At 59.6% G+C, this 13857-nt stretch carries 14 protein-coding genes; 4 read left to right on the forward strand and 10 right to left on the reverse strand.

The window, feature by feature from the left end:
• The first annotated feature begins 9 nt into the window (after positions 1 to 9).
• Both serS and cysG read left to right on the forward strand, forming a co-directional pair.
• The gene (gene serS, locus J3P93_RS10685) at positions 10 to 1290 is read left to right on the forward strand and encodes a serine--tRNA ligase (RefSeq protein WP_125927824.1); all 1281 of its coding nucleotides are present in this window, start codon (positions 10 to 12) and stop codon (positions 1288 to 1290) included.
• The gene (gene cysG, locus J3P93_RS10690; protein ID WP_093100594.1) at positions 1291 to 2685 is read left to right on the forward strand and encodes a siroheme synthase CysG; all 1395 of its coding nucleotides are present in this window, start codon (positions 1291 to 1293) and stop codon (positions 2683 to 2685) included.
• 136 nt (positions 2686 to 2821) lie between these two features.
• Here the strand turns inward: cysG and J3P93_RS10695 are convergent, their stop codons facing one another.
• The 7 genes from J3P93_RS10695 to J3P93_RS10725 form a co-directional block, all read right to left on the reverse strand.
• Positions 2822 to 3823, reverse strand: coding sequence for a glutathione S-transferase family protein (locus J3P93_RS10695; RefSeq protein WP_434597211.1), 1002 nt, complete (start codon positions 3821 to 3823; stop codon positions 2822 to 2824).
• A 91-nt stretch (positions 3824 to 3914) separates the two neighbouring features.
• Complete coding sequence (locus J3P93_RS10700) at positions 3915 to 4916, reverse strand: glycosyl transferase family protein (RefSeq protein WP_434597214.1); 1002 nt, start codon at positions 4914 to 4916, stop codon at positions 3915 to 3917.
• Positions 4913 to 5248: a TusE/DsrC/DsvC family sulfur relay protein gene (locus J3P93_RS10705; protein ID WP_090284330.1), complete on the reverse strand. Its 336-nt coding sequence runs from the start codon at positions 5246 to 5248 to the stop codon at positions 4913 to 4915. The genes J3P93_RS10700 and J3P93_RS10705 overlap by 4 nt, the downstream gene beginning before the upstream one ends.
• Positions 5245 to 5538, reverse strand: coding sequence for a sulfurtransferase complex subunit TusB (gene tusB / locus J3P93_RS10710; RefSeq protein WP_090284329.1), 294 nt, complete (start codon positions 5536 to 5538; stop codon positions 5245 to 5247). The genes J3P93_RS10705 and tusB overlap by 4 nt, the downstream gene beginning before the upstream one ends.
• Positions 5538 to 5894, reverse strand: coding sequence for a sulfurtransferase complex subunit TusC (gene tusC / locus J3P93_RS10715; RefSeq protein ID WP_336355920.1), 357 nt, complete (start codon positions 5892 to 5894; stop codon positions 5538 to 5540). Before tusC ends, tusB begins: the two co-directional genes overlap by 1 nt.
• Positions 5895 to 6287 (reverse strand): sulfurtransferase complex subunit TusD, encoded by a 393-nt coding sequence (gene tusD / locus J3P93_RS10720; RefSeq protein WP_090288579.1) that lies wholly within the window; start codon positions 6285 to 6287, stop codon positions 5895 to 5897.
• A gap of 173 nt (positions 6288 to 6460) precedes the next feature.
• Positions 6461 to 6790 carry a DUF6388 family protein gene (locus tag J3P93_RS10725; protein WP_434597218.1) on the reverse strand — a complete coding sequence of 110 codons (330 nt, stop codon included), beginning with the start codon at positions 6788 to 6790 and terminating at the stop codon, positions 6461 to 6463.
• A gap of 134 nt (positions 6791 to 6924) precedes the next feature.
• Here J3P93_RS10725 and J3P93_RS10730 point away from each other — a divergent pair, with 134 nt between their 5' ends.
• Positions 6925 to 7275 (forward strand): hypothetical protein, encoded by a 351-nt coding sequence (locus J3P93_RS10730; RefSeq protein ID WP_434597220.1) that lies wholly within the window; start codon positions 6925 to 6927, stop codon positions 7273 to 7275.
• 104 nt (positions 7276 to 7379) lie between these two features.
• Here J3P93_RS10730 and J3P93_RS10735 read toward each other — a convergent pair whose 3' ends face one another.
• Positions 7380 to 7805, reverse strand: coding sequence for a GNAT family N-acetyltransferase (locus J3P93_RS10735; protein WP_434597222.1), 426 nt, complete (start codon positions 7803 to 7805; stop codon positions 7380 to 7382).
• 146 nt (positions 7806 to 7951) lie between these two features.
• On the opposite strand from J3P93_RS10735, the gene J3P93_RS10740 reads away from it, so the two are divergent.
• The gene (locus J3P93_RS10740; protein WP_434597224.1) at positions 7952 to 8389 is read left to right on the forward strand and encodes a hemerythrin domain-containing protein; all 438 of its coding nucleotides are present in this window, start codon (positions 7952 to 7954) and stop codon (positions 8387 to 8389) included.
• A gap of 193 nt (positions 8390 to 8582) precedes the next feature.
• On the opposite strand, the gene J3P93_RS10745 is transcribed toward J3P93_RS10740, so the two are convergent.
• Together J3P93_RS10745 and J3P93_RS10750 are read right to left on the reverse strand one after the other, a co-directional pair.
• Positions 8583 to 8906 (reverse strand): contact-dependent growth inhibition system immunity protein, encoded by a 324-nt coding sequence (locus J3P93_RS10745; protein WP_434597226.1) that lies wholly within the window; start codon positions 8904 to 8906, stop codon positions 8583 to 8585.
• A complete protein-coding gene (locus tag J3P93_RS10750; RefSeq protein WP_434597228.1) occupies positions 8896 to 13683 on the reverse strand; it encodes an RHS repeat-associated core domain-containing protein in 4788 nt (1595 codons plus the stop codon). The genes J3P93_RS10745 and J3P93_RS10750 overlap by 11 nt, the downstream gene beginning before the upstream one ends.
• Positions 13684 to 13857 lie beyond the last annotated feature (174 nt).

Genomic DNA, 13857 nt, shown 5'->3' on the forward strand with positions numbered 1-13857 from the left:
GAAACCGACATGCTCGATTCCAAACTGTTACGTAGCAACCTTCAGGACGTAGCGGACCGCCTGGCTTCCCGTGGCTTTGCCCTGGACACCGCGCGCATCGAAGCGCTGGAAGAACAGCGCAAGACCGTTCAGACCCGCACCGAAGCACTGCAGGCTGAACGTAACGCGCGCTCCAAATCCATCGGTCAGGCCAAGCAGCGCGGCGAAGACATCGCGCCGCTGATGGCGGACGTCGAGCGTATGGCGGGCGAGTTGAGCGCCGGTAAAGTCGAGCTGGACGCGATCCAGACCGAACTGGACTCGATCCTGCTGGGCATTCCCAACCTGCCGCACGAATCCGTGCCGGTCGGCAAGGACGAAGACGACAACGTTGAAGTGCGCCGCTGGGGCACCCCGACGCAGTTTGATTTCGAAGTGAAAGACCACGTTGCCCTGGGCGAGAAATTCGGCTGGCTGGATTTCGAAACCGCGGCCAAGCTGTCCGGCGCACGGTTCGCCCTGTTGCGTGGCCCGATCGCCCGTCTGCACCGCGCGCTGGCGCAGTTCATGATCAACCTGCATGTCAACGAGCACGGCTACGAAGAGGCCTACACGCCTTATCTGGTCCAGGCGCCGGCACTGCAAGGCACCGGTCAACTGCCGAAGTTCGAGGAAGACCTGTTCAAGATCGCTCGCGAAGGCGAGGCCGATCTGTACCTGATCCCGACCGCCGAGGTGTCGCTGACCAACATCGTCGCCGGCGAAATCGTCGACTCGAAGCTGCTGCCGATCAAATTCGTTGCCCACACTCCGTGCTTCCGTAGCGAAGCCGGCGCGTCGGGTCGCGATACGCGCGGCATGATCCGTCAGCACCAGTTCGACAAAGTTGAAATGGTCCAGATCGTCGAACCGTCGCAATCGATGGAAGCGCTGGAAGGCCTGACCGCCAACGCTGAAAAGGTTCTGCAATTGCTCGGTCTGCCTTACCGCACCCTGGCGCTGTGCACCGGCGACATGGGCTTCAGCGCAGTCAAGACTTACGATCTGGAAGTGTGGATCCCGAGCCAGGACAAATACCGCGAAATTTCCTCGTGCTCCAACTGCGGTGATTTCCAGGCTCGCCGCATGCAGGCGCGTTTCCGCAACCCGGAAACCGGCAAGCCTGAACTGGTGCACACCTTGAACGGCTCCGGTCTGGCGGTCGGTCGTACTCTGGTGGCAGTGCTGGAAAACTACCAGCAGGCTGACGGTTCGATCCGCGTGCCGGACGTACTCAAGCCGTACATGGGTGGCCTTGAGGTCATCGGCTAAATGAAATATCTGCCGCTGTTTCACAACCTGCGCGGCAGTCGTGTGTTGGTGGTCGGCGGGGGGGAAATTGCCTTGCGCAAATCCCGCCTGCTGGCCGATGCCGGTGCGCTGCTGCGGGTGGTCGCACCTGAAATCGAACCGCAACTGGCCGAACTCGTCGCTGCCAGTGGCGGCGAATGTGTGCTGCGTGGCTACGTTGAGACGGATCTCGACGGCTGCGGGCTGATCATCGCCGCCACTGATGACGAAACGCTCAATGCGCAAGTCTCGACGGATGCGCATCGACGTTGCGTTCCGGTCAATGTGGTCGACGCGCCGGCCCTGTGCAGCGTGATCTTCCCGGCGATCGTCGATCGCTCGCCGTTGATCATCGCTGTGTCCAGTGGCGGCGACGCGCCGGTGCTGGCGCGTTTGATTCGCGCCAAGATCGAAACCTGGATTCCCTCGACTTATGGCCATCTGGCCGGGCTCGCTGCGCGGTTTCGCAATCAGGTGAAAAACCTGTTTCCGGATGTGCAGCAGCGTCGTGGTTTTTGGGAAGACGTGTTTCAGGGGCCGATTGCCGATCGGCAACTGGCCGGGCAGGGCGCCGAAGCCGAGCGTCTGCTGCAAGCCAAGATCGATGGCGAAGCGATGGTCACCACGGGTGAGGTCTATCTGGTGGGTGCCGGGCCGGGCGATCCGGATCTGCTGACCTTCAAGGCCTTGCGCCTGATGCAGCAGGCCGATGTGGTGCTCTACGACCGCCTGGTTGCACCGGCAATCCTCGAACTGTGCCGTCGCGATGCCGAGCGGGTGTACGTCGGCAAGCGCCGTTCCGAGCATGCGGTGCCGCAGGAGCAGATCAATCAGCAACTGGTTGATCTGGCCAAGGCTGGCAAGCGTGTGGTACGGCTGAAGGGCGGCGATCCGTTCATTTTCGGGCGTGGCGGCGAAGAGATCGAAGAACTCGCGGCCCACGGCATTCCGTTCCAGGTCGTTCCGGGCATCACCGCCGCCAGCGGTTGCGCGGCGTATGCCGGGATACCGTTGACTCATCGCGACCACGCGCAGTCGGTACGCTTTGTCACCGGCCACTTGAAGGACGGTTCCACCGATCTGCCATGGTCCGACCTGGTCGCGCCGGCGCAGACGCTGGTGTTCTACATGGGCCTGGTGGGGCTGCCGATCATCTGTGAGCAATTGATCAAGCATGGTCGTTCGGCGGACACCCCGGCGGCGTTGATCCAGCAGGGCACCACGGTCAACCAGCGGGTCTTTACCGGTACGCTGGCCGATCTGCCGCGGCTGGTGGCGGAGCATGAAGTGCATGCCCCGACACTGGTGATCGTTGGGGAAGTGGTGCAATTGCGCGAGAAACTGGCGTGGTTCGAAGGGGCTCAGGCGCAGGTCTAAACACCGCGTCGCCCCAATCGCTGGCAAGCCAGCTCCCACAGGTATTTATTGTGTCAAAGCTGCAATCTTCAGCATTACACAAGACCTTGTGGGAGCTGGCTTGCCAGCGATGGCGCCCTAAAGAGTTGCTCGAATTTCAACCCCGGCGCCAAACCCCTTTGCCCGCCAGGCGCGCCCGATCATGCGCCACAGTAAAGTCCTGCTCCGGCCCTTTCGGCACTACGCCCGTTGGGTTGATCGTCTTGTGACTGCCGTAGTAGTGATGCTTGATGTGCTGAAAATCCACCGTTTCGGCAACCCCCTCGATCTCATACATCTCACGCAGCCAGTTCGACAGATTCGGATAATCGGCAATCCGGCGCAGGTTGCACTTGAAGTGGCCGTGGTACACCGCATCGAAGCGAATCATGGTCGTGAACAGGCGCACATCGGCTTCCGTCAGGTACTCGCCGGCCAGATAACGATTGGCGCCCAGCAGTTTTTCCAGATGATCGAGCTCGGCGAATACCTCATCGAATGCTTGTTCATAGGCCTGTTGCGACGTAGCGAAGCCGGCGCGGTACACGCCGTTGTTCACTGCCGGATAGATTCGCTCGTTCAGCGCATCGATCTCGCTGCGTAACGGCGCCGGGTAGAAGTCGAGGTCGTTGCCGGTCAGCGCGTCGAATGCGCTGTTGAACATGCGGATGATTTCCGCGGATTCGTTGCTGACGATGCGCTTGAGCTTCTTGTCCCAGAGTACGGGGACTGTGACGCGCCCAGTGTAATCAGGCGTGTCGGCGGTGTAGCGTTGATGCATGTAATCGAAGCCGTCGAGCTTATCGCCGGTCGAGCCGAGCGCTTTGTCGAAGGTCCAGCCGTTTTCCAGCATCAGCCAACTGACCACCGAAACGTCGATCAGACTTTCCAGACCTTTGAGCTTGCGCAGAATCAGGGTGCGATGCGCCCACGGGCAGGCGAGCGAAACGTAGAGGTGATAGCGCCCGGCTTCGGCAGCAAAACCGCCGTCACCACTGGGGCCGGGATGGCCGTCGGTGGTGACCCAATGGCGGCGCTGCGCCTGTTCGCGCTGAAACGCGCCGTCCTTGCTGCTTTCGTACCACTTGTCCTGCCAGCGGCCATCGACGAGTAAACCCATGATCCAGACTCCGTAAACCAATATTCATTGGAGCCGAGTCTATTCCGATGAGTTCGAACAAACAGCGCAAAGATCGGGCGTGAATGATCGGTTAAATCGATTTGTCTCGCGCGACCCAATACTGCTCGGCGGTAGCGAAGGCTTGCTCACGGCTATCACCGAGGCCGCGCAAGGCCAGTGCCATGGTCGCGATCAAGGCCATTTGCGGGTAGCTGTCGACCACCTCACCACGCCATACCGCTTTCAGGTGCTCGACATCCAGCGTGGCCGGTTTGACATGGCGTTGTGCCGAGAGCTGCGGCCATTCCTCGTCCCAGCTTTGCCCGCCCGTGGTGCCGTAGAGATGGCTGGTGGCGTCCGGGTTGATCTCGATTTCGCCGCCATCGCCCTTGACCACAATCGCCGTGTCGCCGAGCAAGCCGCTGGCATCGCGATGCACTGCCTGATAGCCGGGATGGAAAATGCTTTGCAGGCCGCATCGCGCGCCCAGCGGATTGAGAATCCGTGCCAGTGAATGAATCGGCGAACGCAGGCCCAGCGTATTGCGCAGGTCGATCATCTTTTGCAACTGCGGCGCCCAGTCCACCAATGGCATGAAGGCCAGTCCGCCGTTATCCAGTGCATCGCCGACCTGCTGCCAGGTGCGGCACAACGGGATATTCAGTTCGCCCAGCAATTGCTCGCTGTACAGCCGCCCGGCGGTGTGCGCGCCGCCGCCGTGCATGAAGATGCGCACACCGTTCTGCGCCAGGCACTTGGCGGCCAGCAGATACCAAGGCAGATGGCGTTTTTTCCCGGCATAGGTCGGCCAGTCGAGATCGACGTTCAGGGCCGGCGCCTGCAAGCGCTCGCGCAGGGCTTCGGTGAAGCCGGCCATTTCCTCTGCACTTTCTTCCTTGTGCCGCAGCAACATCAGGAAGGCGCCGAGCTGGGTGTCTTCGACCTTGTCATCAAGCACCATGCCCATGGCTTCGCGGGCCTCCTCGCGCGTCAGATCACGCGCGCCGCGCTTGCCTTTGCCGAGAATGCGCACGAACTGCGCGAACGGATGCTCGGCGGGCGTTTCGAGGGTCAATGCTGGGAAGTCGGTCATAGGCAATTCGTCGGTTTGGGCAGGCCCGCCAGTTTTGCGGCGAGTTTGGCAGGGGTGCCTTTGAACAGTCGGTTGAGGTGCAGGCTGTTGCCCTTTTCCGCGCCGAGTTTCAACGCGGTGTACTTTATCAGCGGCCGAGTAGCCGGGGACAGCTGGAATTCGGCGTAGAAGCTGCGCAGCAATTCGAGGATTTCCCAGTGTTCGGCAGTCAATTCGATATCTTCTGCGGCGGCCAGGGCGCTGGCGACTTCGGCCGACCAGTCGCTCAGATCGACAAGGAAACCGTCCTTGTCCAGTTCAATGGCGCGGGCGCCGACAGTCAGCGCATTCATAACCAGCTGTTGACCTTGTCGTGGTGAATCGACAGCTCGACGAAGGCCGGGTAGTCGATGGCTTCGGCCCAGTCCGGAATCTCGATCGCACGTGCTTGTACATCTTCAAGCAATACAAACAGACGGATTTTTTTGTCGTGCAGGGCGAAAAACGGCGCGCTATCCGGTTGCAGTGCATACACCGCATCGCCGGACAACAGCAACGCATCAGCACTGCCGAGCAAGCGCAGGCAACTGCTCAGGCGATCGTCGCCGAAAGGGGAGTGAGACAACACGTGCAAAGTCGACATCAGAGGGTGATCACCTGGTCGTAGCGGTCAATAAGGGCAGTGATGTGTTCGGCAGAAAGCGCCTGTGCTTCGTCCAGCGAGAGTTGTCCGAGTCCACGCGCGTTGGCGCTTTCTGCGCAATAAAACAGCTCCTCGACCCCGAACATCGGCAACGCTTGCAGATTGGCGCTGAGGTCTTTCTGTTGCAGCGCTTTGGCGTTCTGCCCCGCGGCCAGTTGCAGCACCCCGTCATCGAGAAACAGCAAACCGATCGGCAGATCGAACGCACCACCGGCCAGCACGATGTCCAGCGCTTCGCGAGCGCCGGGGCCGGACCAGGGTGACTGGCGGCTGATGATCAACAGTGATTTGGCCATTTACGCGCCTCCGAAGCAGATCAGACGATCGGCATCCTGCACCGCGTCATGCAACTGACCGAGGCCGGACAATTCCCATGGCGCGCTGATCGAAACCGCCTCACGCTGATAGCGCTTGGCTTCTTCCGCGCTCAATACACCGCGGCGCAGGGCGGCGGCGATGCACACAACGCCGTCGAGTTTCTGCTCGGTGATAAAGGTGCGCCATTGCTTGGGCAGGTCCAATTCGTCCTGCGGCGTGACCAGCGCGTCGGAGGCGTTATAGACGCCATCCTGATAGAAAAACAGCCGGACAATCTCATGTCCACCGGCCAGCGCCGCCTGGGCAAACAGCAGGGCGCGGCGCGAGGAGGGCGCATGGGCGGCGGAAAACAGCGCAATGGCGAACTTCATGACGGACTCGATCAGCAAAACTGCGGCCATGATAAAGCTTTATGCAGGCTGTCGCGAAACCGAAGTTGATGCATATCCCTGTAGGAGTGAGCCTGCTCGCGATAGCGGTGTGTCGTTCACAAGATATTCGCCTGACACACCGCTATCGCGAGCAGGCTCACTCCTACGATTGGTTACGGCTTGATGCCATATAAATCGCAATATTCGACCCAATCCATCCCGGCCATTTCCGCGACTTCGTGGTGCACTTCCAGACGCTGCGCCTGGTATTCCTCTGGCGAATCTGCCGTCAGTTGCAACGTCAGCTCCCAGGCAAACAACCCCTGACTTTCCGCCTCGACTTCAAACGCTTCGTGCAGTCGTTCTTCACGATACTGCGCCTGGGTTTCACCCTTGGCCTGCGCCAGCAACGGGTTGAGGTGGTCGAGGGTGTCGCGCAGTTCGGGACGTGCGTCGAGAAACAATTTCAGAGCATGCTCATGTCGCTGATCGGTAGGCTCCATGTGTTTTCCTTGTAAGGCTGATGACTCTAGGGTGCCGCAGCGCTGTGCGTCTGTCGCGCGATAAATGCAGTAAAGCAGAACGATTTCGGCGATTGCGGTGATACAGTCCGCTTTTTTGCCAACGAGCGAATGCGATGCGAATTCTGATGTTAGCGCTGGCGGCCACGATGCTCGCCGGCTGTGCAGGTTCGGTGATGAACGATGCGCGGACCCAAACTCCCTACAAAGTCCTGAACTCCGACAAGGCCGAAAAAGTCGTCGCACAGTGTGTGCAATTCGGTTGGCAGGATGAAGCGGTGTTCGGCGTGGACGCAGCGGCCTATATGGAACCGCGCAATGCGGGCGGCACGACGGTGTATACCCGTTCGGCGGAGTCGTTCGTTGACGTGCTCACTGACGCTTCGGGCACGACACTGAATTACTACGCGCAGAAAGACGATTTTGTTGCCAAGCGCCGGTTGGCGGCGCTGGCGACCTGTCTGTAAGCAATAGCGTTGGGCCCTGGCTGCCATGGCTCACCCAGCTTTGTTCTGTGTCGATCACAAATCAAAGGTGGGAGCGAGCCTGCTCGCGAAAGGGGGCGGCAGGTTCAATCGATCAGCCGCTTCTGAAAGAAATGCCGTTTGTGTCCCGGTGGATAGTCGACGATCTCACCAAATTGGCTATACCCGAGTTTCTTGTAGAACCCGGGTGCCTGAAAGTCGAACGTGTCGAGCCAGGCGCCGATGCAGCCTTTCTCCCGCGCAAGGTCTTCGGCCATGCGCATCAGCTTCGAACCAATGCCCTGGCCCCGGCCTGCTTCAGGCACTGACAGCAGATCAACGAACAGCCACTGGCACGCGAGCCGTCCATACAGTCCACCTAAAATCTGACCGTCATCGTCTCGTACCAGCAGGGTCAGGGGCTGTGAAACCGCAATGCCGGCCTTCGCCACGTTGTAGGCATGTAGCGGCGCCAGAATGGCGTTTCGTTCGTCTTCCGTGGAATTTTCTGACAACTCGATACGCAAATTCATGCAGGACTTCCTTGTTGTAGGAACTTGCAGACTATCCTGACCATCGGTCATTTTCCAAGCGCTTGCCTACGCTTTGGAACCGCTTCGCTTGCGCCGGGGTCTAGCGTTTACAGCGTCATTCCCGAACGCCGCCAACAAGGACCCCCATGAATATTTTCGAAGCCCTGCGTGAAAGCCACGAGCGCCAGCGAAGCTACGCCAAAGCCCTGATCGAAACCAGCGGCGACAGTCCAGAGCGGGTCGAGGCCTACAAACAGCTGAAAGCAGAACTGCAAGCCCACGAAACTGCCGAGGAACGCCACTTCTATATTCCGTTGATGGCAATGGATGAAGGCGTCGACCTGAGCCGTCATGCCATCGCCGAGCATCATGAAATGGACGAAATGATGGAAGAGCTCGACGAAACCGAGATGTCCAGCCCGGCATGGCTGGCGACGGCGAAGAAGCTGTCGGACAAGGTTCACCATCACCTCAAGGAAGAAGAGCATAAGTTCTTCCAGATGGCCGGTAAGCTTCTTGATGAGAAGCAGAAAGAGCAGTTGGCTGGGGAGTATGAGAGGGAGTTTCAGGCGCAGTTGTCCTGAATGTACGTTGACATTGTTGTCCGTGGCTCGCTGTTGCGAACAAACAGGCCCGGTGGTACTACCGGGCATTTTTTGCAAAGTGGCTACTGCGTCAGACGGGTAACTGATCGCCGACGCGGGCTGACTCGATCCATTTGATAGTTCTGGCTTTAATTTTCTATCACTCGTAAAACTGGAGCCGGGCGTCAGGCTCTCATCGGTGTAGATGCGGATCAGCCAAGCTGTCGTTCAATTTCTTTTCGATGTGACGTAGCCATATCTCGCCAGAAGCCCATTCGTTCCAGTAGCAATAACTACAGCTCATCTCTTTCAATAGGAAATCTCGTAGATTGTTTTCCGTTAGATTTGACCCTAGTAAGATTTCAATTTCCTTTAATACCTGTTGTATAGTGAGTTCATCGGAGTCCGCCACAAAAGATTCCACTACCTCATTAGCTAAGTCGAATTCACACATCCAATCCTCATGGAAATAAGCCCCGAGAAACTGGAATAGCCTATGAAAATCTTCAGTTATCATTTACAAACCCCGTCAAGATAAAATACCCAAGTGGTGAAGTCGCATCTCGCCTCAGCACTAATCTAATACTAAATAGCGGTTCTAGCGTGCCACTCTGTCTCACAACACCAATACCAGCAGGAGCAGACATTCGCTCGTTAATCACAAATTTATTTGCGTTACCTGCTAGAAAATCGTCGATATTTACTTTGTTGCTATTAATAACATGCGAGAGTGCAGCTTCAGCCTCCGTCCTGTTATGAAATGTTGACGCAATAGGTATGTTTGGCTCAGTTATTAGTCTAGCTCTCAGTTGCGTCTCCGATCTATTGACATGTCTCGCAATGGCATGTCCACCTCGAGACTCGTGCGCTTCCAACCCCCCACCCGGAACAATTTCACTATACGGTCCATCTGCCTGTACCGCCCCGGGACACGGAGTGCAAGCCAATCCCAACGGATCCACCGACCCCGTCGGATTCGGCGTGTACTGGTACTGATTCAACCCGCCGGCCAATTTGATCGGGTCCGGCGTCAGGTAACGTCCCAATTTCGGGTCGTAATACCGGTGACGGTTGTAGTGCAATCCGCTTTCGGCATCGAAGTACTGCCCCTGAAAACGCAGTGGCTGGTTCAGGTAGTCGTCACCGGCGAGGGTCAGCGCGGCGGTTTTGCCGTAGGCGTCGTATTGGGCGGACCAGACGATGTCGCCGCCGTAGTCGGTGAGTTCTTGCGGCGTGCCGAGGTGGTCGAGTTGGTAGTAGAACGGGCAGGCTTTTTTCGGGCCTTTGCCGTCGATCAGCGCGAGCGGGCGAAAGGTGCCGGGTTCGTAGATGTAGCTGCGGTATTCGTTCTGGCTGCTTTCGGCGACGACTTGGTCGCCTTGCCAGAAAAATTCGGTGGTGGCGCCGTCGACGGTTTTACGGATGCGGCGGCCGAAGGCGTCGTATTGATAGGTCGCGGTCTGACCGTCGGGACGGGTCAGGCCGATCAGGCGGTGCTGGCTGTCGTAGCGGTATTCGGTGACGAGTGCTTGTTCTTTGCCGCGGCGCTCGCGGATCAGGTTGCCGAAGGCGTCGTAGTCGTAATGGCGGTCGCCCTGCATCAGCAGGCGGTTGCCCTGAATGCGGCTCGGGCCGGGGCGGTCCTGCATCAGCAGGTTGCCGGCTGGGTCGTGGACGAAGGATTCCGGCAGCTCGTCGCGCGAATGGCGGACGCGGATCAGTCGGTCGAGGGCGTCGTAGCCGTAGGTGCGTTGGCCGTGGCGGCTGTCGGCGATGTGCGCGAGGTTGCCGTTGGCGCTGTAGGCATAATCGCGACGGTAGAGCGAATCGCGCTGATGGCCTACGGCGTGGGCCAGTAATCTTCCCTGTTCGTCGTAGGCATATTCGCTGAGCAGCAGGCCTTGCTGGCGCTGCACTTCGCGGCCGAACTGGTAGACGTGGCGGGTCAGCGGTGTGCCATTGAGGTCGATTGCCGTCAGCGCGCCGCCCTTGGCGTAGTGGTACTCGAGCTTGCTGTTGTCCGGCAGGCGCAGGCGTTTGAGCTGACCGCAGGCGTCATAGGCGTAACGCAGGGTGCCCCAGCCCTGATGTTCGGTGATCAGCCGGTTCTGGCGGTCGTATTCGAAGGCCAGCGGGTGGTCGTGGCCGTCGTCGACGGCGATCAGGCGTCCGAGGCGGTCATATTGATAGGAGACTTTCAGCCCGTCGGGAAGGGTTTTGATCAGCAGTCGGCCGGCCGCGTCGCGCTTATAAGCAGTCAGCAAACATGAGCCGTCATCACCAAATTCGGTCTTTTCCAGCAGATGCCCATTGAGGTCGTAGGCATACGCCGTGCGCCGCCCATCAAAACCGGTTTCCTGTCGGATCAATCCGCTTGGCGTGTAGTCCAGTCGGTATTTTTCTCCGGACTCGTTTTCGATCTCGGTGAGCAGTAGTTGCGCATGGTCGTAGCGGTACTGCAGCTGCGTGCCGTCGGGATTGATTCGCCGCGAGACCAGGTGCAGGTCATCGTCGTACTCGTAACGGGTGATGCGCCCGAGCTCGTCACGTTCGGCGGTGATCTGGCCGTAGGCGCCGTAGCTGTAGGCGCGGCTGCTGCCGCCAGGAAGCGTCGTCTGGATCAGTCGGCCAACGGCGTCCCACTGCTGGCGGGTGACGGCGCCGTGTTCGTCGGCCGTGGTGGTCCGTCGCCCTAATGCGTCGTAGGAAAAGCGTCGCACACCGCCATCGGGCAGGGTTTCTTCGGTCAACTGGCCGAGCGGATTCCACACCAGCTTATGGCGGCTGCTGTCCGAGTAGCGGATCGACAGCAGTTGCCCGCGCACGTTGTAGTAGTAATGGGTGACCTGGCCGTCAGGATCGACCGCTTCAGTGACGTCGCCCTCGGCGTTGCGCCGATAAATCCACACCGCATCGCCGCGGGTGCGCCGGTAGAGAAAACCGTTGCGATACTCGTAGGACGTTGGCACATCATCCGGAGGAATCAACGCGATCAGCCGTCCGACCTCGTCGTAGCGGTATTCGGTGACCGCGCCCAGCGGGTCCTGCTCGGCGATCAACCGGCCTTCAGCGTCATAGGCCTTGAGGTGTTCGCCGCCATCCGCCTCGACCTTGCGCACCAGTCGCGCGCGGTCGTCGTGAACGTAGGTTTCTTCGGTGCCGTCGACGTACTGCACCGCGACGCTGCCGTCGTCGGCCCAGACGTAGCGGGTGTTCATCTGCGAGAACGAGGCCCAGTGGCGGACGCACCGCGCCGCCTTGCCGGAGCGTTCCCATTCCCAGAAGAAACTCGCGCCGCCAGCCAGTTGCCGCTGCAGGATGACGTGAGCGTCGTCGTAGTCGTAACGCTCGCTGTCGCCGACCGCGTTGGTGGCTTCGATCAGATTTTGATAGGCATCGAAGCCATAACTAACGAGCGTCTGTTCGGTGTGCCAGGCAGCCTCACGAAACACCTGATAATCCACGCCGACCAACTGCGCGCGGTCATAACGCAACAGCAGCGAACGACCAGCGCCGTTATCGAGTCTTTGCACTCGATCAGCCCGATCGCGCTGCACCGAGAGCCGATTGCCATACGCATCACTGATCGCCGTCAGCCGACCCGCGCGAAAGTGATAAAACCGCGCCGCCTCGCCGGCCAGCGCGAGAATCAGTTCCTCCGGTTCATCGCCAAGAAAAACCGCCGCCCGCGACAGACTGTTGTGAATCGCCGGCCGCGTCGCACTCGGTAAAGGAAACCGCGTACGCCGGTTTTCATGGTCGACCCAAACAACAAAGTCGCCCTCAAACTCCAGCCGATGCGCCAGCGAGTGGCTCCAGCCAAACCCCAGGCCAATGTCGATCTCGACCGCGCTTGAGCGATACAAACGCCTGAACTCAAACGGCAGCACACCATCAAGCACCGCATCCGTCAGCGTCAGGAGTTCCTCACCGGTAACCATCGACACCGGACAGCCATTGGTGCAAGTCAGCGGCACGCAATCGGCGCTGTCGCCGTTGGGGTTTTTCGCCTGATCGGAAGCGTCGTCGTGAGGTTCGTGGCGCTCCATCCGCGTCGAAGCGCCAGTCTTGCCCCGCGCCATCGGCGCCGGATTCGGCACGGTCAGTACCACCGAATTGACCTGACGAATGTTCAGCGGGATGGAAGGTGTGGGTTTCAGCGCCACCTCACGCGCATGCAGCATCAACGGTTTCAACGCGCTGGCGTGCTTGTTCAGTTCCGGCGCCGACGTCAGCTCCGCCAGGCGCAGTGCCGAGCCCGCCAGCCATTGCCGCGCCCGCGGTGACTTGATCTTGTCCAAGACCTTGCTGCTCAAACGCAGCGACACACCGGCACCGCCCGCGACCCGCATCAACAAAAAGCTGACCAGCAGTTCGACCCGCACCTCGGCCACCACTTCGGCGAGGTACTGCGGCGGCAGCATCTTCAGCCAACTGGTAAACGCGGCCAGATGAATGAACAGCAGCGGCTCGTCGCTGAGCATCAGCAGTGCGTTGGCGATGGCCTCGCTGGAGGCCGCGAGCAGTGCCTCGAGTTCGACATCGCTCAAATAATCGAGAAGTTTTTCGCTGTTGGCTTGCAGATCAGCGAGGAGGGCGAAGACCTGTTGAATGTCGTCCCAAACGCCGTTGAATGCATTTTCGAAACCGCGCCAGTCAGCCCGTTGCAACTGCCTGTAACGCTCAATAAACCCGGCGCTGGAAAACTCCATCCACTGCGGCTGAAACCCGGCCCATTCGCCGCGTAACCAGCCTTCCAATTCAGCAATAACCCCTTCATAAGAGGCATACAACGCCCGCACCTGCGCAGTGGAAACATCGGGAAAGAAGGTGATGCGATAACGCTGGCCCCGATCGCAGTCGGTGACTTGCAGAATGCCGCTGGGGCCGATGGTGTAGCGCAGCGGTTCGCCGAAGGTCTGGACGCCGTCGACCTCGCTGAGCAGCGGTTCAAGCGTCACCGGCGTATTGCCGACCGGTACAAAACGCGCGGCCTCGAACAGGTGCACCAGGGTCAGCGGCCCGTTGGCGGGGCACATCACCACCGATGAACTGAGCGGTCGGCGCGAGGTGATTGGCGCACTCAGGCGCACGTCGTTGCCGACGCTAAACACCTGCTCGATGTCGAGCGCGGTGCCGGTCCAGAACTGCTCGGCCCAGGCGTCGTAGTTGTTCAGGCACAGGCGGAATTCGCCAATCAGGGCTTCGAAATCCGGTTGCTCGGGATTGAGCGCGGCCACCACCAGCAAACCGATGCTGTTGTTCAGAGCCAGGAGCCGATCAGGTTCAAACATTCGCAGTCGCTCGCGCACATAAAAAGGTGCGGGGACTTTGCGGGGGATCAAACGAGAAAGAAGTCGGGCAAGTAGGCAGTCTCTGTAGGACGGTTCGACATGCCTTGTAGGGCGATATATGGTTGGGTTTTTTCGTTCAAATAACCGGGCATTTGCAGGCCCGGAGGCCATCAA

Source organism: Pseudomonas sp. R3-57, from assembly GCF_051132065.1.
In the GTDB taxonomy this organism is placed as follows: Bacteria; Pseudomonadota; Gammaproteobacteria; order Pseudomonadales; family Pseudomonadaceae; genus Aquipseudomonas.